This window comes from Cardiobacterium sp. (assembly GCF_057314735.1).
Map to the genome: position 1 here is coordinate 1 of NZ_DBHKZK010000067.1, position 26264 is coordinate 26264.

Here is a 26264-nt window from a genome sequence, read left to right on the forward strand (position 1 = left end):
GTCAGGCTCCGGGGAAATGGATGATTGTATAGAATTTAGAGAGGATTGCTATACACCAGCTTCAACCCCGACAACCCGCCGTAACGGGATTTGCAGTTCCGTGCCAGAGACACGAAACAGGTTCTAGACATTCCCCACGCATTTCACCGCACCTTCACACAATGGTGTCCGGCACAGGCGATACTGCCGCTCCCGCTGTTTGAAGGAGTCCCCATGCCACCGTATCGCTACCGCATCACCAACGCCCGCGTCCCGCTGTTCCCGCCGCCGCCCGTTTATCCGCGCGGGGCGGTCATCCGCCGTTTTGCCATCTGCGCCATTCCGGTCGCTGTCTTCGTCTTTGTGCTGTTTTTCCTGCTAGGAGCGTTCCTTGGCGCGTCCGCAGGGAAAACCGTAGGGTACGCGCTTATTGCCGCCCTTGTCTGCGCCGCCCCGGTGTCCGTCTGCGGTGTTGTCCTCGCCCGGCTGCAATGCTGCCGCAATCTGCGCGGGCTGCTGCTGGCAGCGCTGGCGGGTGCATTGTCCTGGTGCGGCATTGTGATTTGCTTCAATCACGCCCATTTTGACCTTTTCGATCTTTATGCCGCGCTGTTTTTTGCCGCCGTGTCTGCCGTGATTGCGCTCATCGCCCTGCCCAATTCACCGACAATTCACCGCCGCTTCAAGCACTCGCCCTCCGTCAGCGCGATACTGAAAGCCCGCAAACTTCGGAGCATTCCCATGGAAAAAACCACGCAAAAACTCGTCATCATCGCCGTTATCTGCGCCATCCTGCTGATTGCGCTGCAACTGTTCGACGGCCTCGTGCATGACCGCGCGCATTACGCGGACATCGCGCAGCAAAACGTCGCCACCCAGGTGGATGCGCAAAAAGCCCGCGCGACGCTTGCCGACCGCCTCGCTCTCTACCGCCTTGCCGAGCGCAGCAGCAAGTACGCGGTGTTGTTCCTACTCATCACCTTCGGCGGCTGTTTCCTCTTTGAGACGCTGCGCGGGCTGCGTATTCACCCGGTGCAATACACCCTCGTCGGCGCGGCGGTCTGCATTTTCTACCTGCTGCTGCTCTCACTCGGCGAATACACCGGTTTCACCGCCGCCTACCTGATTGCAGCGCTCGCCTGCAACAGCCTGATTACCGGCTATCTGAGCGTGGTGCTGGGCGGGCTGCGGCGCGCCGCCATCCTCGGCGGGCTACTGCTCACCGCCTACGCCGTGCTTTATCTGCTGCTGCAAACGTCGCGCTACACCCTGCTCATTGGCAGCCTGCTGCTGTTCGCCGCGCTCGCCGCCACCATGTACGGCACGCGCCATTTCGACTGGTACACCCTGAAAAACCGTGAGGACGCCTGAGATGAAACTGTCCACCATCCGCGCCGCGCGCGCCTACGCCACCGTCCTGCTCGCCCGCTACCACCTGCCAACCGCACCGCTTTCCGTGAAAAAAGCCAACGGCTGCTACGGCATCCAAAGCCCCGCCTGCCGCCTGATTGTCGGCGGCGACGGGCGGGTGTTATACCTGCGCGGCAAGGCATAAAAATATACATATAGCAATCCTCACAAAGCCCTGTACGGTGTTGCGCCGCCTCGCCGTACTAAACTGTACTGTCTTCGGCGGCGCGCCTTGTACAGAACTTTGTGAGTATCGCTATACATACACCTGAGCGCTCAATGTGTATGTAAAAAAGCCCCGGCGAACCGGGGCTTTTGCATGACTGGCGCTTATTTGCGCGAATCGAGGAAGAGCACTTCGATATGGCGTTTGCCATCTTCGGTCAGGATGGTGTACTCGACTTTGTATTCGCCGTTGTTGTCCGCGCCTACCTTGCTGTATTCGAGCTTGGCGTCTTCTTCATTGACTTCTTCGCTAACTGCTTGCAGGCCTTGCTCTTTTGCCTTGGCTTGCAGGAAGCTGACGATGTCGGCCACCTTGGCGTCGGTCGCGACGATCACATCAACGGCACCGTCGCCGTCGTCTTCGCCTTCAACGAACGTGACCTTTTCCGGCAGGAAGACCTCGGCAGGAACGCTTTTCAGGTCTTTCAGCGGGGTTCCGGCGAAAGCGGCGACGGAAAGCAGGGCTGCGGTGGCAGCGAGCAGGGATTTTTTCATAAAGAAAGCTCCAAAAAATAGTGAAAGAAATGCGCCCAGGCGCGGCGCGCATCCTACGCAAACACCCGCCCGGCGGCAAGGCGCATGACCTGTCCTTAATCAAGAAATTAACGGAAAAAACCGCTATATAATGGCAACGAATCTTAACCGGAGACCCGCCATGCCCCGCACCCTGCAAACCCTCCTTGCCAGCGCCCTGCTTGCCGCCCTCCCCGCCGCCTTCGCCGAAGACGCCAAGCCGGCGGAGAAACCCACCGAAGCCGTCGCCCCCACTGACGTCGTCAAGGCGGCGGACAACAACGCCGACGCCGCCAAGCCTGCGGAAAAACCCGCTGACGCACCTGCCAGTTACGACCCCATCCCGCAGCCGGAAGGCTATCACCTCGCGCTGGTCGGCCCGGACGGCAAGACCGCCACCGATGGCGACGCGCCCTTCAAGGACAAATACCTGCTGGTCGCCTTCGGCTTCACCTCCTGCCCGGACGTCTGCCCGACCACCCTCTACGAATTCGGGCAAATGCTGAAAATCGTCAAAGACCCCGCGCAAATCCAGCCCGTCTTCATCAGCATTGACCCGCTGCGCGACGACCCGACCCGCCTTAACCAGTACACCGGCTTCTTCGACAAGCGCATCGTCGGCCTGACCGGCAACATGGCCGACATCGAAGCCACCGCCAAGCGCTACAACGCCACCTTCGGCTACCGCCACCAGGGCAAAAAAGTGGTGCCGCCCGACCTGCCGCCCGGCTACACCGTGTACCACAGCACCATGATTTACCTGCTCTCGCCCAAACGCGAACTCATCGACGCCTTCGACTACCAGAGCGGCGCCGAAAAACTGGCGCGCGACATCGAAAAAGCCATCGCCAAAGACGAAGGAAAAGCCGCATGAGCCGCCGCCATATCCCCTTCCTGCTCGCCGCCCTTCTGGGCGGCGCTGCGCAAGCAGCCGACTGCACCCCGCCCGAAGGCTTTACCCCCGCCACCTCGCCGGTACCGCTGCAAGACATCAGCAAAAGCGAGAGCAAGCACCGCGTCGCCCTGCTCAACATCTGGGCGGTATGGTGCGCGCCCTGCCGCAAAGAGCTGCCGCTGCTGGACGCCATCGCGCAAGATCCCGGGGCGCCGCTGGACATCATCACCATCAACCTCGGCGACGACCCCGAACAAATCGGCAAAATCTACGACGAACTGCACATCACCGCGCTGCCGCGCGACAACCACGGCGACCACACCCTGCTGAAAACCCTCGGCGGCGTCGGTCTGCCGCTCTCTGTCTGGTATCTGGACGGACAAATGATTGCCAAAAGCGCGGGCGCACTGCACGACGGCGACGCACTCACCGCCTACGCCCGCTGCCTGAATGACGGCAGCGAAGGAATGCGACCATGAAACGGCGCCAATTCCTCCTCGCCACCGGTGCCGCCGCGCTCACCCGCCCGCTGTGGGCGCAAGAAGCCGCCGCACCCGCTGCCAGTCCGGTCAGCCTCTACGACCCGACGCGCTACGTCTTCGTCGCCGACAAAGGCATGAGCAACATCGCCGTGGTTGACCTCGAAGAAGAACGCCAGGTGGACACTCTGCGCTCACCGGTCGCCATCCGCACCCTCGCCAGCAGCACCGACAAACCCTGGCTCGCCATCAGCGACCAGCGCCGCTACGCCGTCACCCTGATTAACCTCGAAACCCGCGAAATCACGGAAATCCCGCTGCCCAGCCGCGCCTTCCGCCTCACCTTCGTCCCGGAAAGCAGCAAACTGGCCATCACCCTCGAAGACCGCGTCGGCATGGTGGACTACCGCACCGGTGAAGCGCAGATCCTCGAAAAAACCTTCCAGAACCTCTACACCCGCTTCAACACCATCTTCAGCGTTTACAGCCAAACCTTCTGGGTACTGCAAGAAAACACCCCGCTCATCTACCAGTACAGCTACAGCGCGCCGGAAAAAGGCTGGCAAACCATCGACATCGGCGAAACACGCGGCCTTGGCAGCGGCGCGCCGAGCTTTGAAGACCGCCTCATCGCCTTCACTACCTACTACGCCGACGAAGGCATCATCTACTTCGCCGACACCGGCAAAGTCATCAAAACCGGGCCGCTCTACGACAGCAAACACCTGAACGAGCGGCTGCTCGAACCCTTCATCGACAACGGCATGAGGCACGTCATCTTCGGCGACCTCGGCGGCAACATCCTGATTTACGAACCGGACGTAAGCGACGAACCGAAGCGGCTCCAGCTCGGCTACCGCCCGCGCAAATTCCGCACCGGCTGGCTTGACCGCTACCTTGTCGTTGGCGGCGACCGCCACCTGAGCATCCACCCCTTCGACGACCTCGAAAACCGCATCCAGCTCGATTTCGGCTACGACGAAGACGTGACCGATATGTGGATCAGCGGCGACAGCAAACTGGTGCTGTACAGCAAAGAATACAAACCGGTGCTGTCGCGTTACAACCTGCAAACACAGGAAAGCCTGCCGGACATTACCCTGAAAGGCATCGTCCAGGCCGACTGGATCCGCATGGGCAGCACCAATAACGTGTGTTACTGACTGCCCCTATTTTGCTGAACGGGCGTAACGTGCAGCAGTATAGCCATCCACCGAAAGCCTCATACGGTGTTGCGCTGCTTCGCCGTACAACCGCGTACTGCCTTCAGCGGCGCGCCTTGTCTGAAACTTTCGGTGGATGGCTATATAACAAAAAAACCGGGGAAATCCCCGGTTTTTTTATGCGCGAAATACCCAAAAAACTGCGGGCAGCATGACATTCATCCATCATCGCACCGGCTTTGCCAACGCCCCAGGATGAAGGCAATGGCATTGAACAGCACATGGCCGATGATCAAATTTTCCCCGAATTCGGGTCCCCCCAGCCGGCGCACTATTGGAAATAACAGGGTCGGAATAAAAGCCACATTCACCCCTAACACCAGCCAGCCAAAGAGCGTTGCCCGAAAAAGAACGTCATCATCCGGTAATGCCAGCGGATGCCCCTCCAGCACTGCCGTTGCATAATCCGCCACGGAATAACCCATCTTGACGCCAAAATGCAGGACAACAACCCGATGGGTATCGCCCAGCCGATCGGTAAAAAGGAAATGATCTGGCGGGCCATGTTTTCTTGTTTTTGGCACGAAGCGGACAGCGCGCATATATTCCCAGGGAATATTGAAAATGCTGCCATCATCGCGGTACAGGGAAAGCATATCTTCATCTGCCATCGCGTATGGCAATGTCCGCTTGCTGCCAAAGGCATATTGATATGCCTTGCAACCCTGCCAAAGGGCCAAAGCAACAGGTGCGCTGCATAGCAGTAGCCCTGTTACCACATGAAATTTGTATGACGTGGCATTTTGTATTATCTGCTGGATAAACATGGATGGAATAGTCGCAAATACCACACATAGAAAAATTCTGAAATTGTTGTTTGCCACCGTGCCGCTATCCATATACCAGGTATGCGGCACGATAACGGGTTCTTGGGGGGCGGGTATTTTGTGCAGCGCCGTATTCTGCAGCCAACGCTGCGCCTGACGGGCAATATCCTGCAAATCGGCGGCTTTCAGAAAATCCGTCCCCAGTGCTATCGCGTTTCCCTGAATATCATGAATGGCGAGGCGGGGAATGCCACCGCCTTGCAGATAGCTGATTTTGGCAAGTTCTGCCCAGCGCCATTGGTACATGAGACTATCGTCGTGGTCATAAAAAGTTATGCCTTGTGCATCGCACACGGTGCGCAAATATTTCTGCCAATATCCCCGGCGCGTCAATTTCCTGCGGATATGTATGACCGCAAAGGGCATCAGGATAAACAGGGCAATGGCGGCAATGGTTATTTGCAGCCAAAATGGAATAGGAAAAGCAAAAACCAGGGATACGGCGAGCATAAGCCCGAAGCATTCGTGCAGCCGGAATGCCTGCATATCGCTTTGCCAGGCAAGCGTGTCTTCATCATCCAAATCCGGCTGAAACGTTTGTTGTTGCGGGCGCATGGTCATTCCCTGAATACATGAAAAGCGGAGACGGCGCAGCTTATCCCGTCTGCGGCGCGAATGCCATCTGCCGCAAAATCCGGCATCCGTCGCGCGGCGCTGCTAAGATTGCCTTCCCCCAAACGAGAGGAGTATCCCGTGGACTGGTTCGTACTGCTTACCCTGCCGCTGCTGCTGACCGTGCTGGCCAGCGGTCGCGTCAATCCCGCTGTTGCCTTTTTTACCCTCGCCGCCGCCTTCATGCTTGGCGGCCTCGTCAGCACCGAGGCGTTTCTCGCCAGTTTTACCAATCCGGCGCTGGCGACGCTGGTGGTGCTGTTGCTCGTCTCCGTCGTGATTGAGCGCTCGCCGCTGTTGCACCGCCTCTCCGGCAAAATCCTCGTCGGCGACGAAAAGTGCGCCTTTCTCCGCCTCACCGGCATCAGCACGCTGCTCTCAGCCTTCATGAACAACACCGCCGTCGTCTCCACCTTCCTCGTCACCCTCACCCGCCAGCAGAAAATCGCGCCGTCGCGCCTGCTCATCCCGCTCTCCTACGCCTCCATCTTGGGCGGCATCACCACCCTCATCGGCACCTCCACCAACCTCGTCGTCAATTCCTTCGTCGAAAGCGCTGGACTGCCGCCGCTGCGGATGTTCCAGTTCAGCGCGGTCGGCATCCCGGTCGCCCTCGCCTGCCTCGCCGTGCTCTACTGGCGGATGCACGCCCTGCCCACGAACCGCAACAGCAGCCAGGACCTGAAAAACACCTACTTCATCACCGCCGCAGTATTGCCAGAGGCGGACATCGCCGGGAAAAGCATCGCCGAAAGCGGCCTGAAGCGGCTGGACGGCCTCTACCTCGTCGAAATCCGGCGCGACAACTACCTCATCTCGCCGGTTGCTCCGCAGGAACGCATCCGCCCCGGCGACCAACTCGTCTTCAGCGGCGCGATTAACCACATCGGCGGCCTGCAAGCCATCCGTGGCCTGAACATCCTCGGCGAACAGGCGAGCGACCTGCTCGCCAGCAACCTCGTCGAAGCGGTCATCGCCCACGAATCCGACCTCGTTTACAAAACCCTGCAAGAAATCGACTTCCGCGGCCGCTTCAACGCGGGCGTGGTCGGCATCCGCCGTGGCAACAAGCGTTTGACCGGCAATCTCGCCAACACCATCCTCCACGTTGGTGACAGCCTCATCCTCGCCGTGGGCGAGAATTTCCGCGCCGACCCCGGCCAGTTCCACATCCTGAGCGAAAGCCACACCCCGCCGCGCCTCAACAGCCGTCAGGGCAACCGCGCCATCGCCGGATTTCTCCTCGCCATCCTCCTCGAAACCCTGAACCTGCTGCCGCTGCTGCACGGACTGCTCATCCTTCTCGGTGCCTGCCTGCTCGCGGGCTACACCAGCCTGCGCGAACTCAAACAGCGCATCCCCTTTGAACTCATCACCATCATCGGCTCGGCCATTGCCATCGCCAAAGCGATGGACAACAGCGGCGCGGCACAACTCATCGGCGCGTGCGTGCAGCACCTCTTTCACGACAGCGGTACCTGGGCCGCCTTCGCCGGCATCTACCTGATGACCCTCGTCACCACCGAAATCATCACCAACAACGCCGCTGCCGCGCTTGCCATCCCGGTCGCCCTCTCCACCGCGCAGGCGATGCACGCCAGCCCGACACCGTTCGTGATGGCAGTCGCCTACGGCGCCAGTGCCTGCTTCATCCTGCCCTTCGGCTACCAGACGCACCTGATGGTGTACAGCCCCGGCTGCTACACCATGCGCGACTACCTGCGCACCGGCATCCCGGTCAGCCTCACCTACAGCGCGCTGGTGCTGCTGCTGACACCGCTGGTGTTTCCATTTTGAACATTTATAACCATCCACCGAAAGCCTCATACTGTGTTGCGCCGCCTCGCCGTACAAATGCGTGCTGCCTTCGGCGGCGCGCCTTGTCTGAAACTTTCGGTGGATGGCTATATGGCGATACGCACCTAGGCGCTGTTTGCAATTCGGTGGAGTCCCTCCCCCTCTGAGACTGGGCAGCTCGTGCAGCGAGAGAGGGGTTGGGTGAGGGCGGCAAGCAATTGAAAAATTGGAATTTCGGCTCGTCAATAATATTGCTCACCCCCTCCCCTGCAGGGCGGAACCCGCAGCGGGCGGGTTTCGTGCGTAGGGTGTGTGGCGGCGTAGCCGACACGCACGCGGGAATTTGATATTGGCAAACGCGTGCGTGCCTGCAGCACACACCCTACAAACTAATGGTGTAGCTCACAAAATCGTCGCCACGCAACCGCATTGGCTTGGGCGTGTTTACGGCTGAATGGTAAACAGGCCTTAACCAAACCTACGAATAAAATCATCATGTTATAACCAATTGTAAACAGCTCCTGGGAGGATGGCTATACAATTGCATTCTCCGGCGACGTGGCAATATGAAGCGCGCGTGGCGCGCATATTCCCAATGAATGACAAAACATCCCTGATACCTACATGAACCCGATTCCCGAAACGCCGCTCAAAATTGGCGCGCTGGCACAGGCGAGTGGCGTCAGTGTGCGAATGCTGCGCTTTTATGAAAAGATGGGGCTGCTTACGCCCGCACGCAATGCCGCTGGGTATCGTCTTTATCGCGCGGCGGATGCGGATTTGGTGCGCAAGGTGCGATTACTCAATCAGGCGGGGGTGCCATTGAAAGATTTGGCGCTGATGCGCGATTGTTTGCGCGATGCGCCGCAGCATTTTTGTCCGGATTTGCGTCGCCGCCTGTTGGCACAACAAGCAGCGATTGCGCAACAGATAGTCGAATTGCAGCAGTCCAAAGACTTATTGACTGCATTATTGGAGCAGTAATGGTGATTGATGAAGCGACGGATTATTTCCGCCAACCGCTGTTAAAGCGGGCGCATGATATTTACAGTCTGTTTTTTGTGGGGGCGATGATTGGCTGGCTGACGATTCCGCTCGGCAGTGTGCTGGCACTGTTGGCATTGCCGCGCGCCAAAGGTTCGCCTCTCGCCAGCCATTTCCGTTTTCAGGCGTGCAGCGCTTTGTGGATGGTGGTGTTATTGGCGCTTGGTCTTTGTCTTTTTAAGGGATTGCGGTTATTCGCCGATTTGCATTTTTGTCCGGCGGGACAGATTTTTATGCCGCCGCGCTGGAGTACGCTGTTTATGGTTTTTTACAGCATCGCGCTTTACGGGTTGTGGATGGCTCGTTTTTGGCGCGGTTATCAATTATTGTCGCGCGGCGCGGGGATTTCCCATCCATTTACGCCGCTTTTGCCACGGGAATGGGTTAAAGCGCAATCCATATAATCAATTCGCAGGGGCGGTTAGCGATAGCATAACCGCCCGCTTTATTACGGCGGGCGGTTTATCGCCATCCACACCAGACAGCAAACGCAGGTCGGGGATTTACGCTTGGCCTATGCGGGTGATGGTTTTGCATCGGCAGGGAATTTGGCGCCCGGCTACCAGCAAAATTGTGCATCCACGTTGTTCTTTTTGCGCCGCTGTTGCAGCTCCGCCATGGCTTTCGGGTCGGCAACGAGCGCTTTTTCGTCCGCGATGCCTTTGGCAATGGCGTCCAGTCCTTTTTGGATGTTGGCTTGAGGATCGCCGGGCAGGCGCGGCAGCTTTTCGTGGTAGAGGGCGGCGTAGGGGTGGTCGCGTACCCATTCGTAGGCGCGCTGGTTCGCTGCCTGCTGTTTTTTGACATCGCAGAAGGCGTAGCTGTTGATATACGGGCCAGCGAGGCTGTTGAACGCGCTCATCGCGCTGTTCGCCGCCTCCAGCGCGGGCGCGTTCACGTCGGCACTGTAGGCCAGGGTGGTGTAGCGGTGTTTGGCAACGTAAAACCAAAAAACGGCATCGTCGCGTTCGCCGACGTCATAAAGGCGGATGGCAAGCACCATCAGCGTCATCGGCGTGATGGCTTCTGGCTCTGCCTGGATGCGGTCGCGCGCGGCGAGGATGTCTTCGCGCCGGTTTGAGGCAAGCAACTGGTCAAACGGCGCACCGCCAACGCTCACCTGCGGCGTACCGCCCGCTTCGCTGGCGGCGGCATAGTAGGGGCTGACGTACACGTCTATGCGGCGCACGGGTTCATCGCCCGCAGCTTGGGCGGCAAGCGCGAATGTCAGGGCGAGGGCGCCGATGAGGGTCTTGTTTTTCATGGTGTTGCTCCGTTTGCTTCAGGGTTTTTTGACGATGCTGTCCATCCACGCGAACAGCTCATCCAGATCGTAATCGCCGCTGTGCGGCACGCCCCACGGCATCGCCAAATCGACGTTTTTGCCGCTGTTTTGCAGTTTGGCGGCAAGGATGGCGGCGATGGCGTGCGAGGTGTCGCGGTCTTTCGTGCCGACGCGGATGCGCCAGTGCGCAGGCGCGGTTTTGTCATCAATGTAGTTCAGTGGGTTCATCATTTTTACGGTGTCGGCGTCTGCCTTGCCCGCACCCTTGACTGCGCTGTTTGCCGCGCTGTAGGCGGTGAAGTGGCGCGTGTCCTGGTTGGCGTCGCCAAAGAGCTGGTTTTCGCCGCTGGACAGGTCAAGCGCGTCGAAGGCGGGCGGGGTTTTCTGCCGCCCGGCGGCTTTGGCATAGGCGGCGAAATCCACGCTTTTGACGCGGTTGCCGGTGAAATTGCCGTCAATGGTCAGCCACGGGTTTTCTTCGACGAAGGCAGCAACCTGTTCGGGATTGAGGGCGGGGGCTAATACACCGAGCGCGCCAGGGATTTGTTTCTTGTTGAGTTCAGCATTGGCAGAAGCGGCAATGTAGGCGGCGACGTAATCGCGGAAGCTGCCGCTGCCGTCGTCGTTAAGCGTCAGCGCTTCGCCGCGCGCGTTTTTCAAGCCGAGGCTGTTCACATACGCGGGGAATTGCGCTTTCAGCTCGTCCGAGACGCGCTGCTCGGCGGCGTCCAGCGTGCCTTTCACCAGTTTGCGCTCCACCTTGTAGTCGAGCATGGAGATGTCCATTTTTTCGTAGTCATTGACGCCGTTGAACTCCCATTCGTAGGCGGCGTCAGCGTGCTCAAGGATGCTAATCGGGCAGTAGGCGGAGACGGCGTAGATGTCGTCGCGCGCTTCCGCCGCGCCCAGCGCCTTCAGGGCGGGTTCGTAGTCGGGCTGGTTGCCGCTCGCGCCAAGCAACACGGAAAGCGCACCGCCCGCGCTGGTGCCGTTGCTGATGATTTTTTCCGCGTCGCCCGGCATGACGGCGTCGTTATGGCGCAGGTAGCGTACCGCCGCCTTGAGGTCGGTGATGGCGGCGGGCGCTTTGCCGGTCGCGCTGGTGCGGCCGCGCGCGCCGGGCGAGGCGACGATGTAGCCTTTGGCAAGCGCGGTTTGCATCGCATCCGCCCCTTTTTGCGCGCCGTGTTTGCCTTCGCCGGGAACGCCCGGTTTGGCGGGCATATAGCCGCCGATTTGGTTTGGCAGGAAGATGGGCGCAGTGGCGGCGGTGTAGCCGTTGATGCTGCCGCCGCTGTAGTAGGCTTCCGGGATGTAGATGTTGATTTGCTGGTATTCCGGCTCTACGGGTTTGGCGACGTAGGCGATGCCTTCGTAGGCGCGGTAGGCGATGGTCTGCCCGTTCACTTCCGCGCTTTTCGCCTGGTATTGGTCGGCGGCGAAGTTAAGCGGCTGCGCCTGGGCAAGGCTGGCGAGGCTGATGGCGCTGATGAGGGCGGTTTTTTTCATGGTTGACTCCGGTTGGGTTGTGGGGGCTCAGGCGCGCGGTAGGTGGCGATGACATCGGCCAGCGGCGGGTTGGCGCGTGCCTTGTCACGCACGATGACTATCGGGCCGCTTTGCCGTGCCAGCGCGTCAAAGCGGGCGCGTTCGCCCGGCGCGGGGTCGTTGCGCAGGTAGCGGCTGGCACGCGCGGCGGGGATGTTTTCCTGTTGTAGCGCCTGTTGCAGCGCGGCGGCGCGTTGTTCCAGGTCGGGCGCGGCGTGCGGCGGGGTGAGGATGAGGACGGTGTTCGCGTCGGCACCATCCGGCAGCGGCAGGGCGATGAAGCCGTGCGGGTCGGTGGGGGTATCAGCGAGCGGGTCGCGGCTCCAGTAGTAGAGGCCGCCGACCAGGGCGAAGACGGGAATGAGGATGGCAAGGAGGCGCATGGGATTCAACTGTTGTCGCGGATGAGATAGTAGTGGTCGTCATGGAAGCGGTCGCGGTGCAGCTCGGCGAGCGGCAGCCAGAAGGCGCGGGCGGCGTCGTCCATCCCTTTGACCGCAGGCAGGTCACCGTCGAGCGAGATGACGTGCAGATGGGTGATGACGCGACCAATGGCGCTGCGGTCGGGTTTGTCGGCGACGAAAACGCGGCGGACGGCGTCGTATGGCAGGCGCAGCCCGGTTTCTTCGTGCAGTTCGCGCAGGCAGGCGGCGCGCAGGTTTTCGTCGGGGTTCAAAAAGCCGCCGGGCAGCGCCAGTAAGCCGCAGCCGGGCTGGTCGCCGCGTTCGACGACAAGGACGTGTTCGCGGCAAAGCACAAGCGCATCCACCGTCACGAATATCGGCGGATAGGGCGCGGCCGCCCACGATTGTTTGTAGTCTTCGACGTAGCGCGCCTCGCGGGCAACGGCGCGGTAAGCGTCTGTCGCGCGGAAATCGCGCAGGGCGGCGGCGACGGCAGGCGGTAATTGCGGTTCGTCCCACGTTTCGCCGTCTGCCAACAGAAAATAGCGGCGGCGGATGGGGGTGGCGCTGATGCCGTCGGTATCGGCCTCACTGACGTAATCCCACTGCGGGAACAGGCGCAGGTAGAAGGAGCTGGTGTCTTTTTCGTGACCAAAGAGGCCGATGCGCGCCGCTGGTGTGCCGTGTCCGGCGAGAACGGCGGCGACAGTCATCTCTACCTGCGCCACCCAGCGGTTATCGTGGTAGGGGTCGTCGTGCAGCGGGCGGATGTCGGTGCGCGCGTTTTCCTCGGCATTGAGCGCGACGCGAATCATCGCCTCGCGCTCGGCAAACGTCCACGGATTGCGCGAGCTGCGCGGCGCATCGGCGGTGCCGACGAGCAATATCAGGCGTTTGCCACGGGCAAGGGCGCTCTGCACCATGCGCAGATGGGCGTTGTGGAAGGGCTGGAAACGGCCAATAAAAACAAGGTAGTCGTGCATGGGGTTCTCGCAGTAGGGAAAGTCCGCATTATCGCAGATGCGAAACGACGGGCAGAAATGCGCATTGCCATGATGGCCGGCTGGCGAGGCCACATCAGCAGCAGACTGCCTTGAAAGCGTTTGGTGCGCTAATAAAGGGCGGAAGTGCGGTGATGTTTTTGCGAATCCCAGCGTGATAGCGTATTTTGGCGTGATGTGATAGTCCCCATTTACGCTATTCCTCCAATAAAACTGTGGCGTAAATATGGCGTAACAAATATGCTGCAAAACGCAAATAAACCCGGCCAACGCGCCAAAGCGCCAAGAAGAGAACCAACCTACCCTGTTAGAAAGAAAAGGAATTTATGCAACTCATTGAAACGCCGGAGCTGCACCGTTTTTGCGTGGCGCCGATGCTCGATTGGACGACCTCGGAATGCCGTGCGCTGCACCGCCTTTTTACCCGCCACGCCTTTCTTTACACGGAAATGGTCACTACTGGCGCGCTGATTTACGGCGATGCCGCGCGCCATTTGCAGCATCAGGCAGACGCGCCCTGCTCCCTGCAACTGGGCGGCGGCGAACCGGAAGCCTTGGCGCGCGCCTGCGAAATCGCCCTGCCCTACGGCTATCAGGAAATCAACCTCAATGTCGGCTGCCCCAGCGACCGCGTGCAGAACAACCGCATCGGCGCCTGCCTGATGGATGACGCGCCGCTGGTTGCCGAATGCTTGAGCGCGATGCAGCAGGCGGCGGGCGCTGTGCCCGTCACCGTCAAACACCGCCTCGCCATTGATGAACAGGACGAGCGCGACGTGCTGCATTTTGTTGAAACCGTCGCCAGCCGCAGTCCCTGTCGCGTTTTCATCATTCACGCGCGCAAGGCGTGGTTGCAGGGGCTGAGCCCGAAGGCGAACCGTGATGTGCCGCCGCTCAATTACCCGCTGGTTTACGAAGTGAAACGCCGCTTCCCCGCGCTCACCGTCATTGTTAACGGCGGCATTACCGACCTTGCGCAATGCCGCGCCCATCTGCAACACGTCGATGGCGTCATGCTCGGCCGCGTCGCCTATCAGAACCCGGAGTTGCTGCTCGCCGCCGACACGCTTTACGGCGCGCCCGCGCAAACGCTCAGCGCCGTGCTGCCACAAATCCGCACGCTCATCGCCGCGCGTCTCGCACGGGGCGAACCGCTCAGCCATTACACCCGCCACCTGCTGGGGCTATTTCCCGGCGTGCGCGGTGCCAAACACTACCGCCGCATTCTGAGCGAAGAAGCACGCGCGCCCGGTGCGGGCATCGATATTTTTGACCGCGCACTGGCGGCGGTCGCTCACCCTTGAAATTGCGTAAATAACCGCCAAAACAGCAAAAAGTTTAGCGTTTTGGTATCATGCGCGCCCTTTAATTCCCCTGTCTGCATACTTCGTCATGACCCTTTCGTTTCTGCAAGCCTTTTTCCTCGATTACGGCTATTACGCCGTCTTCGGCGCCCTCGTTCTCTGCGGCATGGGACTGCCGCTGCCGGAAGACATTACCCTCGTCACCGCCGGCGTCATCTCCGAACTGGGTGACAAAAACGTCCATATCATGCTGATTGTTGCCTACTTCGGCATCCTCTGCGGCGACTGGATGATGTACCTCATCGGCTGGAAATTCGGGCCGCGCCTGCGCCAGTCGCGCTGGTTTTCCAAAATCCTGACCCCGGAGCGGATGATTCAGACCGAAACCCTCTTTCACCGCTATGGCAGCCGCGTCATCTTCGTCGCCCGTTTCCTCCCCGGCCTGCGTGCCCCTATCTACGTCATGACCGGCATCACCCGCCGCATCAGTTTTTGGCACTTCACCCTGATGGACGGCCTCGCCGCGCTGGTTTCCGTTCCCGTCTTCGTCTATATCGGCTTTTACGGCGCGGAAAATCACGAATGGATGCTGAAAAAAATGCACGAATTTAAGTACGCGACCATCGCGCTGTTTATTATTGTCGCGGGCATCATCGTCTATTACATTTGGCGCCGCCGCCGCCGTCGCGCCTATTTCCGCGCCACCCGCGCCCGCCTGCGTGCCGAGCGCAAACAGCAGGCAACAGCCTCGTTATTGAAACCGCAGTAAATCACCGTTAGCTGCGCCGTAACAGAAGCGGACAAAAGAAAAACCGGATGCGATGGCATCCGGTTTTTTTTTGATTCCAATAAATTCAAGCTTTGCCGACGGATTTGGCGAGCGCTTCGTCGTACACGCCGTAGAGGACGAGGCTGTGGTCTTCCAGTTCGTAGCCGTATTCGCGCGCGACTTCTTTCAGGCGTTTGGCGATCGCCGGGTCGTAAAATTCCACCACTTTGCCCGTTTTGACGCAGATAAGGTGGTTGTGGTGGTCGCCGTTGTCAATTTCAAAGACGCTGTGGTTGCCTTCAAAGTTGTGGCGTTTGAGGATGCCTGCCTGTTCAAACTGGGTCAGCACGCGGTACACGGTGGCAAGACCGATGTCTTCGTCTGCCTTGAGCAGGATTTTGTAAACGTCTTCCGCGCTGAGGTGGCGGTCGTTGTCGGTGGTTTCGCGTTCCATGATTTCGAGGATTTTCATGCGCGGGCCGGTGACTTTCAGTCCGGCTTTTTTGATTTGGGCACTCACTACGGGGTCTCCTGAATTTGTTGTTTGCATGGCGGTATTATAAGGGGATTGTGGGTGGGCGCAATCGGCGCTGTGCTTTTTTTCCTTGCGTTTCAAGCAAAAACCGGATGCGGGCATCCGGTTTCGCTGGGTTGTCAGGCTTCGATATGCGCCCGCAACTGGTGCATCGCCTGTTGTTCGATTTGGCGGATGCGCTCGGCCGAGACGTTGTATTCGCTGGCCAGCGTTTGCAGGGTCGCCTTGTTGTCTTCGTTCAACCAGCGTGCCTGGACAATGGCACGGCTGCGCGGATCGAGCGCTTGCAGGCCTTTCGCCAGTTTACGCTGCATCAGGTTTTCGTGTTCGGCGTGTTCGGTGTGCTCTGCCGGGTCAATGCTGTCATCGGCCAGCCATTGCGACGGACTGAAGTGGTCGTTGTCTTCGTCGTCGTCATTCAGTTCAAAGGCGATGTCCTGACCGTGGATGCGGCTTTCCATCTCAAAGACGTCTTTGGTGCTGACGTTGAGTTCGTCGGCAATGACTTTGGCCTCGCTTTCGTTCAGCCAGTTCAGGCTTTTTTTCATGCTGCGCAGGTTGAAGAAGAGTTTGCGCTGCGCCTTGGTCGTGGCGATTTTGACCATGCGCCAGTTGCGGATGATGTATTCGTGGATTTCGCTTTTAATCCAGTGAACGGCGAAGGAGACGAGGCGGACGCCGCGTTGCGGCTCGAAGCGTTTGACGGCTTTCATCAGGCCGACGTTGCCTTCCTGGATGAGATCGCCGAGCGGCAGGCCGTAGCCGGTGAAGCCGCGCGCGATGTGGACGACGAATTTGAGGTGGTGCACGATGAGGGTTTGCGCGGCGTTGATGTCGTTGGTTTCTTGCAGGGCGATGGCGAGTTTGCGTTCTTCTTCGGCATCCAGCGCCGGGATTTGGCGAACTTTGGCGATGTATTGGTCGATGTCGGTGCTTGGGGTAAGCCAGTTTTTGTTTGTTAAAACCAGTGCGTTAGCTGTCATTTGATCTCCGTTTGTGTTTTGAATTTCTGTTTGTTTGGTGGTTTACGTTTTATTCTGCATATAGTAGCGCCTGCACAAATTCTTGTGCATTAAAGGGTCGTAAGTCTTCAGGCTGCTCGCCAACGCCGATGTAGCGGATGGGAATCCCCAGTTTTTCGCTGATGGCAAAGAGAATGCCGCCCTTGGCGGTGCCGTCCAGTTTGGTGACGGTGATGCTGTCCAATTGCATTGCTTTGTGGAATTGTTCGGCCTGGCGCAGCGCGTTCTGACCGTTGCCCGCGTCGATGATGAGCATGGTTTCGTGCGGTGCGGCGGGGTCAAGTTTGGCGATAACGCGCTTGATTTTTTTCAGTTCTTCCATCAGGTGATCCTGGGTGTGCAAGCGGCCGGCGGTGTCGATAATGAGGACGTCAATGCCACGCGCGGTGGCGGACTGGAGCGCGTCGTAGGCGACGGAGGCGGCATCCGCACCCGTTCCCTGCGCGATGACCGGGACGTTGTGGCGCGCGCCCCAGGTTTGCAGTTGTTCAACGGCGGCGGCGCGGAAGGTGTCGCCTGCGGCGAGCATGACTTTTTTGCCTTCTTGCTGGAAGTGGCGCGCCAGTTTGCCGATGGTAGTGGTTTTGCCCGCGCCGTTGATGCCGGTCATGAGGATGACGTAGGGTTTGGCGCAACTGGTGTCGAGCGGCAGCGCGTAGGGGGCGAGCAGGTTTTGCATATGGTCGCGCACCGCCGCCTTGACGGCTTCCACGTCTTTCAGTTCTTTGCGGTCGATTTGCGCGGTGACGCTGTCAATGATGCTGCGCGTGACTTCGATGCCAACATCAGCGGTGAGCAGCTGGGTTTCGAGGTCGTCAATCAGGTCCTGGTCGAGTGTTTTTTTGCCGAGGAAGAGGTCGGCAAAGCCGCGCCGCGTTTTCGCCAAGCCTTGACGGATGCGGGCGAAGTAGCCGCCGCTGTCGTTCTTGGGTTTGGCCTGCGGCTGGACGGGTTCTGCTGTTGTTTCAGGAGCAGGCGGGGGTACGGTTTCAGCGGGTGGCAGCTCTTCTGTCACAGTTATAACGGTTTCGGGAGCTGCTTCAACCGTTTCTGCGGTTTCAGCGGGCGGTTCGGCGGCGGTCTCTGTTTTTTCTTCTTTTTCTTCAGCGACAGGCTCTGCTGTGACGGTTTCGGCGGCAGTTGCCGCGTCGGCCTGCGGTGGGGTTGTTGCTGCGGTGGGTTCGGCAGGGGTTTCAAGGGTTGCCGGTTCTGCGGCAGCAGGTTGGGCGGGGGCGTCGCTTTTGCTGAAATGTTTTTTGAGCCAGTTGAATGCCATGATGCGGGAAGGTTTGGTGGATGGTGGGAGGGGCGATGCGGGCGGTGATTGTCGCGGGGTTCGCCACTGGTGGTAACATATTTGATGCCCGTTTTTGAGCTGCGGGATTATAGCAGCGATTGGTCTTTATTGTTGAAAACGCGCGGTATTGCGCAGGGATTGAAGGAGGATGGATGGTAAATCAGGTAAATGCAGAACAGACGCCCAGGCCGGTGGTAACGGCAAAGATGCCGCGCCCGCGCCCACGGCGCGATGTGGCAAAGCGGCTGTTCCTGCTGTTCGCCGCCTTGAGCGGTTTTTTGTGGGTGACGCTGGGTGCGCTGGCGGGGCATGGGCTGTTCAACGCCGGGCAACACGCCGATTTTTTCGACAAGGCACACCGTTATCAGATTGTGCATACGCTGGCGCTGTTGGCGCTGGTGTCGTTGCCGCCGTCCTGGCCGCTGCTGCTGTGCCGCACCGCCGGTTTTTTGTGGATTTTGGGGTTGTTCGCCTTCTGCGGCAGCCTGTACTGGATGGCGTTCACGGGAACGCCGGATTTGCGCCTGGTCGTGCCGGTAGGCGGTATTGCCTTCTTGCTCGGCTGGGCGATACTGTTTTTTGCCGCCTGTTGGGGGGAGCGTCATGGCAGATAAGCGTATTGTGATTTTGACCGGCGCGGGCATTTCCGCCGAATCCGGCATTGCGACTTTCCGCGCCAGTGATGGTTTGTGGGAAAACCACCGCGTGGAAGACGTGGCAACGCCGGAAGGTTTCGCCCGCAATCCCAAACTGGTACACGAATTTTATAACGCGCGCCGCGCCCGCCTGCACGATGCTGACGTGCAGCCCAACGCCGCCCACATCGCCCTCGCCCGCCTGCAACAGGCGCTGCCGGGGCGGGTGACGCTGGTGACGCAAAATGTGGACGACCTGCACGAGCGCGCCGGCTCAGCGGAAGTGCTGCATATGCACGGCAGCCTGCTCGCCCTGCGCTGTCTCTATTGCGACAGCGTCGCCCATGACTGGCACGGCGACTGTTCGCAGCAAACCGTCTGCCCGACCTGCAAACGCGCGGGCGGGATGCGGCCGGACATCGTCTGGTTCGGTGAAATGCCCTATTACATGGAAACTATTGAAGAAAAACTGGAGCGCTGCACCCATTTTGCCGCCATTGGCACCTCCGGCCATGTGTACCCGGCGGCAGGATTCGCTGCACTCGCCCGCCACTACGGCGCAGACATCAGCGAAATCAACCTCGAACCCGGCGCAGGGGCGGCACAATTCCACCACGTTTACAGCGGCAAAGCCACGGTGGAAGTGCCGCGCTGGGTGGATTCCATGCTAAACTGACGTGGTTTTTCAACCACTCAAACCCGTAACTTTATGATGAAACGACTGCCCGTCATTTTCTTTGCCATCCTCCTTGCCGCCTGCGTACACAGCAACGCCGGCCAAACCGCTGAAAAAGTTCCCGATTACGCTCCCGAACCGCTGATTATCAGCAACGAACACAAAAAGGCGCTGCGACTGGGCGCCAATCTTTTGGTCAACCACCACTACCGCAAACAAAAACTCTCCGCCGTCGCTGCCGACGTACACCGCGACTACCTGCAAGCGCTGGATCCGTCGCACATCTACTTCCTGCAAAGCGACATCGACGAATTCAAACGCTACGGCGATACCCTGATGCAGGCCAACAAAGGCGACCTGGGCGGCATCCTCGCCATCTACCAGCGCTACAGCGAGCGGGCAAACGCGCTCAACCGCTGGTCGCTGGAGCGCCTTTCCCGCCCGTTCGACCTGAACGGCAAAGACACCGTCACCTACCCCGACTACAAGGCCGAAAAAGAGCGCCCGTGGCCGACCACCGTGGAAGCCGCCCAGGCCGAGCAGGAAAAACGCATCGAAGACCAGCTCATCCGCCTGCGCGTCTCCGGCAAAAGCGAAGAAAAAGCGCTGAAACTGCTGCGCAGCCGCTACACCGGCGCGCTGCGACGCCTCAACCAAATCAGCATGAACGACGTCTTCGACATCTACATGAACGTCCTCAGCAGCCGTTTCGACCCGCACAGCAACTACCTCTCGCCGCGCAACAACGAAGACTTCAACATCAATATGCGCCTCTCGCTCGAAGGCATCGGCGCGGTACTCTCCTCCGAAGAAGAACAAGTCACCATCCGCGAACTCGTCCCCGGTGGCCCCGCCTACAAAAGCGGCAAACTTAGCCTCAAGGACAAAATCATCGCCATCGCCCAGGGTACGGACGGCGAATTTGTGGACGTCACCGGCTGGCGGCTCGACAAAGTGGTTGACCTCATCCGTGGCAAAAAAGGCACACTGGTGCGGCTGATGGTTGACCCCGCCAACGCTGCCAAAGGCGTACGCGAAATCACCCTCGAACGCGACGAAGTCAAACTCGAAGAACAGGCCGCCCAATCCACCATCGAAGAAGTCACCGAAGACGGCGTCACCCGCCGCATCGGCGTCATCAACCTGCCCTCGTTCTACATGGACTTTGAAGGCGCACAACAAGAAAAAAACGACTACCGCAGCACCTCGCGCGACGTCGAAAAACTCCTGCAAGAATTCAAAACCGCCAAAGTGGACGGCGTCGTCATCGACCTGCGCAGCAACGGCGGCGGCTCGCTGTATGAAGCGGTGAAAACCGTCGGTCTCTTTATCGACAAAGGCCCGGTTGTCCTCGTCTCCGACGCCCAGGGCGGCGTGCGCAACGAAACCGACGACATCGAAGGCGCCAGCTACGACGGCCCGCTTGCCGTCCTCATCGACCGCTACGCCGCCTCCGCTTCCGAAATCTTCGCCGCCGCCATCCAGGACTACGGGCGCGGCATCATCATTGGCAGCAACAGCTTCGGCAAAGGCACCGTACAAACCATGGTCAACCTCAACGAATTCGTCACCAGCAATACCCCCAGCCTCGGCTCGATGAAATTCACCATGGCCATGTTCCACCGCGTCAACGGCAGCAGCACCCAATTCCGGGGCGTCTCACCGGACATCGCCCTGCCGAGCATCTTCCCGCTCGAAGAAGTCGGCGAGCAAAGCGAGGACTACGCCCTGCCGTGGAAAGAAATCAAGGCAGCGAAAATCACCCCGGCAGGCAAAATCGCCGACAGCACCATCAACGCCCTGCGCCAACTGCACGAAACCCGGATGCTGGGCAAAGCACCGCTGCGCCGCTACCAGGAATACATCGACAAAGTCCTCGAAAAAAACCGGCAAAAAACCTGGCCGCTCAACCTCGCCGAGCGCAAACAGGAGCACGAAAACTGGAAAAAATACCAGGACGACTACGAAGCCGCCCAACGCCGCGACCTGCCCGCGCTGAACGCCGACAAGAAAAAACAGGAAGAAATTGACAAGCGTAACGCCGTTGTCGAAGACGAAGACGACAAAGAAGAATTCGTACCGGACGTTGCCCTGTATGAAACCCTCAACATCTTCTTCGACTACCTCGAACTGCTTGCCCCGGCAGCGCCACCCGCCACGACCACCGCCGAAGCGGCCTGAATCCCCACCAACCCGCAAAAGGAGCGCTTATGACCCCCTTGCAAACCTTCGCCGCATCCATCCGCATCCTCAGCATGGACGCGGTACAAAAAGCCAACTCCGGTCACCCCGGCGCACCGATGGGCATGGCCGACATGGCCGCCGTCCTCTGGCATAACCACCTGCGCGCCAACCCGGCCGACACCCAATGGTACAACCGCGACCGCTTCGTCCTCTCCAACGGCCATGCCTCCATGCTGCAATACGCCGCACTGCACCTCACCGGCTACGACATCTCGCTGAACGACCTGAAAAACTTCCGCCAACTGCACAGCAAAACCCCCGGCCACCCCGAATACCACGACACCCCTGGCGTCGAACTCACCACCGGCCCTCTCGGCCAGGGCATCGCCACCGCCGTTGGCTTCGCCATCGCCGAGCGTCACATGGCCGCACGCTACAACCGCGACGGCCTGCCGCTCATTGACCATTACACCTACGTCTTCGCCGGTGACGGCTGCCTGATGGAAGGCGTCTCCAGCGAGGCCTGCTCGCTTGCCGGCACCCTCGGCCTCGGCAAACTCATCTGCCTCTACGACAGCAACGGCATCTCCATTGACGGCGAAATCGCGCCATGGTTTGGCGAAGACACCGCGCTGCGCTATGAAGCCTACGGCTGGCACGTCATCCGCGATGTGGACGGACACGACCACGCCGCCATAGACGCCGCCATCACCGCCGCCAAAGCCGAAACCGCCAAACCCTCGCTCATCATCTGCCGCACCAAAATCGGCTTTGGCTCGCCCAACCTCGAAGGCACCGAAAAAACCCACGGCGCGCCGCTCGGCAAAGAAGAAATCGCGCTGACCAAACAGGCGCTCGGCCTGCCCGCCGGCGACTTTGAACTGCCCGCCGACGCCTACCAGGTTGCCAGCCTGCGCGACAAAGGCGCCAAACTGCAAGACCAGTGGGAGCACATCTGGCAAGAATACCAGGACAAATACCCGGCAGAAGCCCAAGAATACGCGCGCGCCATGAGCGGCAAACTGCCGGACGGCATTGACCGCGTCATTGACAGCACCCTCGCCCAATACAACGAAACCGGCGGCGCCATTGCCACCCGCAAAGCCTCCGAAAACGCCATCAACCTGCTCGCACCACTTTTGCCCGAACTCATCGGCGGCTCGGCTGACCTCACCGGCTCCAACCTCACCTGGAGCAAAGCCGCCTCCAAATCCATCCTGCCTGGCGACTTCAGCGGCAACTACATCCACTACGGCGTGCGCGAATTTGCGATGGCGACCATCATGAACGGCCTCGCCCTCTACGGCGGCCTGCGCGCCTACGGCGGCACCTTCCTCGTCTTCTCCGACTACATGAGAAACGGCATCCGCCTCGCCGCGCTGATGAAACTGCCCGTCACCTACGTCCTCACCCACGACTCCATCGGTCTCGGCGAAGACGGCTCGACCCACCAGCCGATCGAACAAATCGCCTCGCTGCGCCTTATCCCCAACATCCACGTCTGGCGCCCCTGCGACCAACAAGAAACCCTCGTCGCCTGGCGCAGCGCGCTCAACCAAAGCACGCCGACCGTACTCGCGCTCAGCCGCCAGAACCTGCCCGAACAAAAACGCAACGAAGAAACCCGCAAAGCCATCGCCAAAGGCGGCTACATCCTCGAAGCGGCCGAAAAACCAGACCTCGTCCTCGTCGCCACCGGCTCGGAAGTCGCGCTTGTGACCGCTGCCGCCGCCAAACTGCGCGAAGAAGGCCTGCGCATCCAGGTCGTCTCCATGCCCTGCTTTGAAATCTACCAACAACAAGACGTCAACTACCGCAACCGCGTCCTGCCCAAAGGCATCCCGACCGTCGTCGTCGAAGCGGGTGTCACCCAACCGTGGCGCGGCGTCTGCGGTGACCACGGCACCGTCATCGGCATAGACACCTTTGGCGAATCCGCCCCGGCTGCCGAACTCTTCCCGCTGTTCGGCCTCACCGTCGAAAACGTCGTCGCCAAAAGCAAGGCGCTGCTCTAAACCAAAACCGTAGGGGCGGTTAGGCGCTTGCGCCGTAACCGCCCGCATCTCCCGCCAACCACCCCCTTCACCCACTAATCCCTTGAGGAGAGAAAACCATGAAAAAACTCAGCGAAATCGACGTCAACGGCAAACGTGTCCTGATGCGGCTGGACCTCAACGTCCCGCTCAAAGACGGCAAAATCACCAGCGACGCCCGTATCCAGGCCGCCTTGCCGACCATCCGCTACGTCCTTGACCACGGCGGCGCCGTGATGATCATGGCGCACCTCGGCCGCCCGACCGAAGGCGAATACGACGAAGCCTTCAGCCTCGCCCCCGTCGCCGCCTACCTCGGCAACCTGCTCGGCAAAAACGTACCGCTCATCAAAAACTACCTCGACCAGGCGCCTGCCGTCGCTCCGGGCGACATCGTCATGCTCGAAAACTGCCGCTTCAACAAAGGCGAAAAGAAAAACGACCCGGCGCTCGCCGAAAAATACGCCGCGCTGTGCGACGTTTTCGTCAGCGACGGCTTCGGCGTCGTCCACCGCGCCCAGGCCTCCACCTACGGCGTCGCCGAAAAAGCCAAAACCGCCGTTGCCGGCCTGCTCATCCAGCAAGAAGTCGAAGCGCTGGAAAAAATCGTCAAAAACCCGGCGCGGCCGCTGCTCGCCATCGTCGGTGGCTCCAAAGTCTCCACCAAACTGCTCGTCCTCCAGTCGCTGCTGGAAAAAGTGGACACCCTCATCCCCGGTGGCGGCATCGCCAACACCTTCCTCGCCGCCGAAGGCATCAACGTCGGCGCCTCGCTCTACGAACCCGACCTTTTGAACGACGCCAAAACCATGCTCGAAAACGCGCGCGCACGCGGCGTCAACATCCCGCTGCCGGTGGACGTCGTCGTCGCCACCGAATTCTCCGCCGACGCCAAAGCGACCGTCAAAGCGGTAGAAGACGTTGCCGACAACGAAATGATCCTGGACATCGGCCCGAAAACCGCCGAAAACTACGCGCGCGTTATTGCAGAGATGAAGACCGTCGTCTGGAACGGCCCGGTCGGCGTCTTTGAAATGGCCCCGTTCGCCGCAGGCACCAAAGCGCTTGCCGCCGCGATTGCTGCCTGCCCCGGCTTCACCTTCGCCGGCGGTGGCGACACCATCGCTGCCATCGGCCAATTCGGCATCGAAGACAAAGTCGATTACATCTCCACCGGCGGCGGCTCCATGCTCGAATACCTCGAAGGCAAGAAGCTGCCCGGTCTCGACATCCTCGGCGCTTACTAAAACCGCATCGACTAAAAAACCGCCCTCCGGGGCGGTTTTTTATACGACGCCCCTCCCAATCAAGGAAGAAACCATGCAGCACATCCTGATAGATTACGAAAACATCCAGCCAGACGCGGCACAATTCGCCGCACTCGACGAAAGCCAATGCCATATCTGGCTCTTTATCGGCAAAACCCAAAAAACATTGCCCATAGAACTCTGCGAAGCACTCTGCCGCTTTGGCAAAAACGCCCATATCATCCGTATCGCCAAAACCGGCAAAAACGCACTCGATTTCTACCTCGCCTACTACCTCGGCAAAATCAGTGAGCAGGACAAAGACGCGATTATTTGCATCTTCTCGCGTGATACCGGCTTTGACGTACTGGTCGAACACATGGAAAGCGGCCAACATTGCCGTGGCATCGTGCGCATTGCCACATTGGCAGATGCGGCACCATTGCCGCAAACAGAAATAACAACGCCCGCCATCCAAACAGCGGACGAAGCCGTTGTACCCACCGCCATTGCAGCAACGGCAGATAAAGAAACCACCGAACCGCTGCCACCGCAAAACAATAGCGCCATCGTGCATGACCTCTACAAAAAAGCACAACAATATCTGATGCAACCCGACAGCTTCCGCCCGCGCGGGCGCGACAATCTGGAAAACCTTTTATGCAGGTATTTGTGCGAATCACTGCAAATATATGCCGAAAGCGATGCCAAAGCAGCCATTCATAAAGCGGTGGACAAACTGATAACAAAAACGCTGATTACATTGGATGGGCATGGATTGCTCAATTACCATCTTGACCCGCAATCCATGCAGCAAAAAATCATTGCCCACATTACGGTAGCAAAAGCCGGAAAAACAGACGGACTCAAAAATACCATCCGCACCAAATCCGTCAGTCTTGGACTGGATTCAGACGATGCGGCAATAGAAAAATGCATTGTTTATTGCGAGAAAAATGGCATTTTGCGCCGCGAAGGCGACAAGGTTTTATATCCACCTTTTACCAATACCATAACGCATCCCGTCAAAAATGAACTTGAAGAAAAAGCAAAACTCTTTTTTAGTAAATTCCGGCAAAACAAACCCACCAAACGCGCCAGTCTGATGACCGTCTGCCAACACCTGCTAAAGCTGGATACCGCACAAACAGAAGCAATGATTCGCTACCTCGTCGCGCATAACAAACTCCAGATTGCCGAAAGCGGCGCACTCACCTGGCTTACGTAATTTGTTCGCGTATATGTATAGCCATCCACCGAAAGTTTCAGACAAGGCGCGTCGCCGAAGGCAGTACGCGGTTGTACGGCGAGGCGACGCAA

General features: G+C 59.4%; 25 protein-coding genes. 16 read left to right on the forward strand and 9 right to left on the reverse strand.

Annotated features, from left to right (window positions below; genetic code table 11):
* The first annotated feature begins 213 nt into the window (after window positions 1-213).
* Both ACO54Z_RS09995 and ACO54Z_RS10000 read left to right on the forward strand, forming a co-directional pair.
* Window positions 214-1350, forward strand: a complete 1137-nt coding sequence (locus tag ACO54Z_RS09995) for an inner membrane CreD family protein (RefSeq protein ID WP_485996873.1) — start codon at window positions 214-216, stop codon at window positions 1348-1350.
* A gap of 1 nt (window position 1351) precedes the next feature.
* The gene (locus ACO54Z_RS10000; protein WP_485996874.1) at window positions 1352-1534 is read left to right on the forward strand and encodes a hypothetical protein; all 183 of its coding nucleotides are present in this window, start codon (window positions 1352-1354) and stop codon (window positions 1532-1534) included.
* Between the two features lie 185 nt (window positions 1535-1719).
* Here ACO54Z_RS10000 and ACO54Z_RS10005 read toward each other — a convergent pair whose 3' ends face one another.
* Window positions 1720-2109, reverse strand: coding sequence for a hypothetical protein (locus tag ACO54Z_RS10005; protein ID WP_298079645.1), 390 nt, complete (start codon window positions 2107-2109; stop codon window positions 1720-1722).
* A gap of 160 nt (window positions 2110-2269) precedes the next feature.
* Here ACO54Z_RS10005 and ACO54Z_RS10010 point away from each other — a divergent pair, with 160 nt between their 5' ends.
* From ACO54Z_RS10010 to ACO54Z_RS10020, 3 genes are read left to right on the forward strand one after another with little or no spacing between them, the layout of a single operon-like run.
* Complete coding sequence (locus ACO54Z_RS10010) at window positions 2270-3001, forward strand: SCO family protein (RefSeq protein WP_485996875.1); 732 nt, start codon at window positions 2270-2272, stop codon at window positions 2999-3001.
* Window positions 2998-3501 (forward strand): TlpA family protein disulfide reductase, encoded by a 504-nt coding sequence (locus ACO54Z_RS10015; RefSeq protein WP_485996876.1) that lies wholly within the window; start codon window positions 2998-3000, stop codon window positions 3499-3501. The genes ACO54Z_RS10010 and ACO54Z_RS10015 overlap by 4 nt, the downstream gene beginning before the upstream one ends.
* Entirely contained in the window at window positions 3498-4664 is a 1167-nt protein-coding gene (locus ACO54Z_RS10020) for a YncE family protein (protein WP_485996877.1), read from the forward strand. Before ACO54Z_RS10015 ends, ACO54Z_RS10020 begins: the two co-directional genes overlap by 4 nt.
* Before the next feature lie 218 nt (window positions 4665-4882).
* Here the strand turns inward: ACO54Z_RS10020 and ACO54Z_RS10025 are convergent, their stop codons facing one another.
* Window positions 4883-6106: a hypothetical protein gene (locus tag ACO54Z_RS10025; protein WP_485996878.1), complete on the reverse strand. Its 1224-nt coding sequence runs from the start codon at window positions 6104-6106 to the stop codon at window positions 4883-4885.
* A gap of 138 nt (window positions 6107-6244) precedes the next feature.
* On the opposite strand from ACO54Z_RS10025, the gene ACO54Z_RS10030 reads away from it, so the two are divergent.
* The 3 genes from ACO54Z_RS10030 to ACO54Z_RS10040 all read left to right on the forward strand — a co-directional run bounded on the left by ACO54Z_RS10030 (window position 6245) and on the right by ACO54Z_RS10040 (window position 9408).
* On the forward strand, window positions 6245-7960 hold the full coding sequence (locus ACO54Z_RS10030; RefSeq protein ID WP_485996879.1) for an SLC13 family permease: 1716 nt from the start codon (window positions 6245-6247) through the stop codon (window positions 7958-7960).
* A 624-nt stretch (window positions 7961-8584) separates the two neighbouring features.
* Entirely contained in the window at window positions 8585-8944 is a 360-nt protein-coding gene (locus ACO54Z_RS10035) for a MerR family DNA-binding transcriptional regulator (RefSeq protein WP_485996880.1), read from the forward strand.
* Window positions 8944-9408 carry a hypothetical protein gene (locus tag ACO54Z_RS10040; RefSeq protein ID WP_485996881.1) on the forward strand — a complete coding sequence of 155 codons (465 nt, stop codon included), beginning with the start codon at window positions 8944-8946 and terminating at the stop codon, window positions 9406-9408. Before ACO54Z_RS10035 ends, ACO54Z_RS10040 begins: the two co-directional genes overlap by 1 nt.
* Window positions 9409-9563: 155 nt before the next feature.
* Here the strand turns inward: ACO54Z_RS10040 and ACO54Z_RS10045 are convergent, their stop codons facing one another.
* From ACO54Z_RS10045 to ACO54Z_RS10060, 4 genes are read right to left on the reverse strand one after another with little or no spacing between them, the layout of a single operon-like run.
* A complete protein-coding gene (locus tag ACO54Z_RS10045; protein ID WP_485996882.1) occupies window positions 9564-10268 on the reverse strand; it encodes a hypothetical protein in 705 nt (234 codons plus the stop codon).
* Between the two features lie 18 nt (window positions 10269-10286).
* Complete coding sequence (locus tag ACO54Z_RS10050) at window positions 10287-11798, reverse strand: subtype B tannase (RefSeq protein WP_485996883.1); 1512 nt, start codon at window positions 11796-11798, stop codon at window positions 10287-10289.
* On the reverse strand, window positions 11795-12220 hold the full coding sequence (locus tag ACO54Z_RS10055) for a hypothetical protein (RefSeq protein WP_485996884.1): 426 nt from the start codon (window positions 12218-12220) through the stop codon (window positions 11795-11797). Before ACO54Z_RS10055 ends, ACO54Z_RS10050 begins: the two co-directional genes overlap by 4 nt.
* Before the next feature lie 5 nt (window positions 12221-12225).
* Window positions 12226-13224, reverse strand: coding sequence for a bifunctional nicotinamide-nucleotide adenylyltransferase/Nudix hydroxylase (locus tag ACO54Z_RS10060; RefSeq protein ID WP_485996885.1), 999 nt, complete (start codon window positions 13222-13224; stop codon window positions 12226-12228).
* 344 nt (window positions 13225-13568) lie between these two features.
* On the opposite strand from ACO54Z_RS10060, the gene dusA reads away from it, so the two are divergent.
* On the forward strand, window positions 13569-14546 hold the full coding sequence (gene dusA, locus ACO54Z_RS10065; RefSeq protein WP_485996886.1) for a tRNA dihydrouridine(20/20a) synthase DusA: 978 nt from the start codon (window positions 13569-13571) through the stop codon (window positions 14544-14546).
* An 88-nt stretch (window positions 14547-14634) separates the two neighbouring features.
* On the forward strand, window positions 14635-15315 hold the full coding sequence (locus ACO54Z_RS10070) for a DedA family protein (protein ID WP_298081596.1): 681 nt from the start codon (window positions 14635-14637) through the stop codon (window positions 15313-15315).
* Between the two features lie 85 nt (window positions 15316-15400).
* Here ACO54Z_RS10070 and fur read toward each other — a convergent pair whose 3' ends face one another.
* The 3 genes from fur to ftsY all read right to left on the reverse strand — a co-directional run bounded on the left by fur (window position 15401) and on the right by ftsY (window position 18148).
* Window positions 15401-15835, reverse strand: a complete 435-nt coding sequence (gene fur, locus ACO54Z_RS10075) for a ferric iron uptake transcriptional regulator (protein ID WP_004143160.1) — start codon at window positions 15833-15835, stop codon at window positions 15401-15403.
* Between the two features lie 134 nt (window positions 15836-15969).
* Window positions 15970-16833, reverse strand: a complete 864-nt coding sequence (rpoH, locus tag ACO54Z_RS10080; protein WP_485996887.1) for an RNA polymerase sigma factor RpoH — start codon at window positions 16831-16833, stop codon at window positions 15970-15972.
* Between the two features lie 49 nt (window positions 16834-16882).
* Entirely contained in the window at window positions 16883-18148 is a 1266-nt protein-coding gene (gene ftsY, locus ACO54Z_RS10085) for a signal recognition particle-docking protein FtsY (protein WP_485996888.1), read from the reverse strand.
* A gap of 119 nt (window positions 18149-18267) precedes the next feature.
* Here ftsY and ACO54Z_RS10090 point away from each other — a divergent pair, with 119 nt between their 5' ends.
* The 6 genes from ACO54Z_RS10090 to ACO54Z_RS10115 all read left to right on the forward strand — a co-directional run bounded on the left by ACO54Z_RS10090 (window position 18268) and on the right by ACO54Z_RS10115 (window position 26172).
* The gene (locus ACO54Z_RS10090; protein WP_485996889.1) at window positions 18268-18783 is read left to right on the forward strand and encodes a DUF423 domain-containing protein; all 516 of its coding nucleotides are present in this window, start codon (window positions 18268-18270) and stop codon (window positions 18781-18783) included.
* Entirely contained in the window at window positions 18773-19480 is a 708-nt protein-coding gene (locus ACO54Z_RS10095) for an NAD-dependent deacylase (RefSeq protein ID WP_485996890.1), read from the forward strand. The genes ACO54Z_RS10090 and ACO54Z_RS10095 overlap by 11 nt, the downstream gene beginning before the upstream one ends.
* 33 nt (window positions 19481-19513) lie before the next feature.
* Entirely contained in the window at window positions 19514-21661 is a 2148-nt protein-coding gene (locus ACO54Z_RS10100) for a carboxy terminal-processing peptidase (protein WP_485996891.1), read from the forward strand.
* A 29-nt stretch (window positions 21662-21690) separates the two neighbouring features.
* Window positions 21691-23679 carry a transketolase gene (gene tkt, locus ACO54Z_RS10105; RefSeq protein WP_485996892.1) on the forward strand — a complete coding sequence of 663 codons (1989 nt, stop codon included), beginning with the start codon at window positions 21691-21693 and terminating at the stop codon, window positions 23677-23679.
* Window positions 23680-23777: 98 nt separating this feature from the next.
* Window positions 23778-24944, forward strand: a complete 1167-nt coding sequence (locus ACO54Z_RS10110) for a phosphoglycerate kinase (RefSeq protein WP_298081588.1) — start codon at window positions 23778-23780, stop codon at window positions 24942-24944.
* A gap of 73 nt (window positions 24945-25017) precedes the next feature.
* Window positions 25018-26172 (forward strand): PIN domain-containing protein, encoded by a 1155-nt coding sequence (locus ACO54Z_RS10115; RefSeq protein WP_485996893.1) that lies wholly within the window; start codon window positions 25018-25020, stop codon window positions 26170-26172.
* The last annotated feature ends 92 nt before the right edge of the window (window positions 26173-26264 follow it).

Coding starts and splice junctions, on each gene's coding strand:
- ACO54Z_RS09995 (WP_485996873.1), top strand. CDS start 214: ATGCCACCGTATCGCTACCGCATCACCAACGCCCGCGTCCCGCTGTTC.
- ACO54Z_RS10000 (WP_485996874.1), top strand. CDS start 1,352: ATGAAACTGTCCACCATCCGCGCCGCGCGCGCCTACGCCACCGTCCTG.
- ACO54Z_RS10005 (WP_298079645.1), bottom strand. CDS start 2,109: ATGAAAAAATCCCTGCTCGCTGCCACCGCAGCCCTGCTTTCCGTCGCC.
- ACO54Z_RS10010 (WP_485996875.1), top strand. CDS start 2,270: ATGCCCCGCACCCTGCAAACCCTCCTTGCCAGCGCCCTGCTTGCCGCC.
- ACO54Z_RS10015 (WP_485996876.1), top strand. CDS start 2,998: ATGAGCCGCCGCCATATCCCCTTCCTGCTCGCCGCCCTTCTGGGCGGC.
- ACO54Z_RS10020 (WP_485996877.1), top strand. CDS start 3,498: ATGAAACGGCGCCAATTCCTCCTCGCCACCGGTGCCGCCGCGCTCACC.
- ACO54Z_RS10025 (WP_485996878.1), bottom strand. CDS start 6,106: ATGCGCCCGCAACAACAAACGTTTCAGCCGGATTTGGATGATGAAGAC.
- ACO54Z_RS10035 (WP_485996880.1), top strand. CDS start 8,585: ATGAACCCGATTCCCGAAACGCCGCTCAAAATTGGCGCGCTGGCACAG.
- ACO54Z_RS10040 (WP_485996881.1), top strand. CDS start 8,944: ATGGTGATTGATGAAGCGACGGATTATTTCCGCCAACCGCTGTTAAAG.
- ACO54Z_RS10045 (WP_485996882.1), bottom strand. CDS start 10,268: ATGAAAAACAAGACCCTCATCGGCGCCCTCGCCCTGACATTCGCGCTT.
- ACO54Z_RS10050 (WP_485996883.1), bottom strand. CDS start 11,798: ATGAAAAAAACCGCCCTCATCAGCGCCATCAGCCTCGCCAGCCTTGCC.
- ACO54Z_RS10055 (WP_485996884.1), bottom strand. CDS start 12,220: ATGCGCCTCCTTGCCATCCTCATTCCCGTCTTCGCCCTGGTCGGCGGC.
- ACO54Z_RS10060 (WP_485996885.1), bottom strand. CDS start 13,224: ATGCACGACTACCTTGTTTTTATTGGCCGTTTCCAGCCCTTCCACAAC.
- dusA (WP_485996886.1), top strand. CDS start 13,569: ATGCAACTCATTGAAACGCCGGAGCTGCACCGTTTTTGCGTGGCGCCG.
- ACO54Z_RS10070 (WP_298081596.1), top strand. CDS start 14,635: ATGACCCTTTCGTTTCTGCAAGCCTTTTTCCTCGATTACGGCTATTAC.
- rpoH (WP_485996887.1), bottom strand. CDS start 16,833: ATGACAGCTAACGCACTGGTTTTAACAAACAAAAACTGGCTTACCCCA.
- ftsY (WP_485996888.1), bottom strand. CDS start 18,148: ATGGCATTCAACTGGCTCAAAAAACATTTCAGCAAAAGCGACGCCCCC.
- ACO54Z_RS10095 (WP_485996890.1), top strand. CDS start 18,773: ATGGCAGATAAGCGTATTGTGATTTTGACCGGCGCGGGCATTTCCGCC.
- ACO54Z_RS10100 (WP_485996891.1), top strand. CDS start 19,514: ATGATGAAACGACTGCCCGTCATTTTCTTTGCCATCCTCCTTGCCGCC.
- tkt (WP_485996892.1), top strand. CDS start 21,691: ATGACCCCCTTGCAAACCTTCGCCGCATCCATCCGCATCCTCAGCATG.
- ACO54Z_RS10110 (WP_298081588.1), top strand. CDS start 23,778: ATGAAAAAACTCAGCGAAATCGACGTCAACGGCAAACGTGTCCTGATG.
- ACO54Z_RS10115 (WP_485996893.1), top strand. CDS start 25,018: ATGCAGCACATCCTGATAGATTACGAAAACATCCAGCCAGACGCGGCA.